This is a genomic window from Halorientalis persicus (assembly GCF_900110215.1).
Classification (GTDB): Archaea; Halobacteriota; Halobacteria; order Halobacteriales; family Haloarculaceae; genus Halorientalis; species Halorientalis persica.
On sequence record NZ_FOCX01000106.1, the window covers coordinates 1 to 1575 of the forward strand.

Annotated in this window: 2 protein-coding genes; both read left to right on the forward strand. The window is 45.1% G+C overall.

Annotated elements, in window-relative coordinates; genetic code table 11:
* On the forward strand, nucleotides 1-846 hold an 846-nt coding region (locus BMX17_RS26600), incomplete at its 5' end, for a Mu transposase domain-containing protein (RefSeq protein ID WP_449272169.1).
* Between the two features lie 18 nt (nucleotides 847-864).
* On the forward strand, nucleotides 865-1575 hold a 711-nt coding region (istB, locus tag BMX17_RS24825), incomplete at its 3' end, for an IS21-like element helper ATPase IstB (RefSeq protein WP_092665316.1).

Consider the following 1575-nt stretch of genomic DNA (forward strand, 5'->3'; position numbering starts at 1 on the left):
AAGGATCTGGCCCTTCATTATGGCTGCGTGATCAATCCGACCCGTTCGTATTCCCCACAGGACAAAGCGATGGTTGAAGGGGCTGTAAGGCTGGTTTATCAGCGCATTTTCTTCCCGATCCGGAACATGACCTTCTTTAGCCTGGACGAACTCAACAGGCAGCTTCAAAAGGAACTTGTAACGTACAATGACTACCTGATGGTTACTTACCAGGCAAGCCGCCGGAAACTGTTTGTAGAGCTGGAAGAACAGTACCTTCAGTCATTGCCACCGGATACATACCAGATCAAACATTACAAACGGGCCAAAGTACAGAAGATGGGATATATCTACCTGTCAGACACCAAGAACTATTACAGCGTACCTTACCGTTACGTTGGCAAACAGGTCGAATTGCAGTACAATCAGGAGACCATCGAGGTATACTGTCAGTCGGACCGTATTGCAAGCCACAAAAGGGTTTTCCGCCCAGGCCAGTATGTTACCATTAAAGAGCACATGAGCAGTACCCATCAGTTTTACAACGACTGGAGCCCGGAATACTTTGCCGTGCTGGCAAATAATATTGGGCCAAAAACAGGCGAATACATCGCTCTGCTGATTGAGCAACAAGATTATCCGGAAACGGGGTACAAGCAGGCACTGGGCATTCTCAGCCTGAAAAAAGCCTTCGAGAACCACCGTATAGAGAAAGCCTGTGCCATTGCTTTAACCCATGAAAGATGCAGTTACCGTACCATCAAACGTATTCTGGAAAACAATATGGACAAAGCGGTAGCAGTTCCGGTACAGCAAATCTTTATTCCCATACACATGAACTTACGGGGGCCAAAAGCTTATAATTAATCACTAAAACAATCAGAAATGAACAATCAAAGTACCATTGAAAAGATGAAACAAATGCGGCTGTATGCTATGGCCGAAACGTACTACAACAGTACGCAAAATAATATGCATCAGGATTATACGCTCGATCAGTATCTGGGCTTGTTGATTGATCAGGAATGGGAATGCCGTTACAACAAACGCATCCAAAACCTGATTGCCACGGCCGGGTTCAGGTATCCGGCATCGGTTCAGGATGTTGATTATACAGCAAACCGTTCTCTGGATCGAAACACCTTTGAACGCCTGGCATTGCTCGATTTCATCAAACGTGGTGAAAATGTGATAATTACCGGGGCAACGGGAACCGGTAAGAGTTATCTGGCACAGGCATTGGGACACAATGCATGCACCATGCAATACAAAACCATGTATTACAACTTTGCCCGGTTTATCGACCATGTAAAACTTTCAAAGCTCGAAGGCACCTACCTCAAACTCCTGAATAAGATCGAGAAAACCGACCTGTTGATACTGGATGATTTTGGGTTAACAGCCTTTGACGATCCGGCAAGAAATGCCCTAATGGATATCGTTGAACAGAAATATGACAAGACTTCTATTATCATTGCCGCACAGATACCAGTAAAAAACTGGCATGAAACAATTGGCGAAGGAACCATTGCCGATGCAATTCTAGACCGCATGGTTCACTCTTCACATCGCATTGAATTAACAGGAGAGTCAATG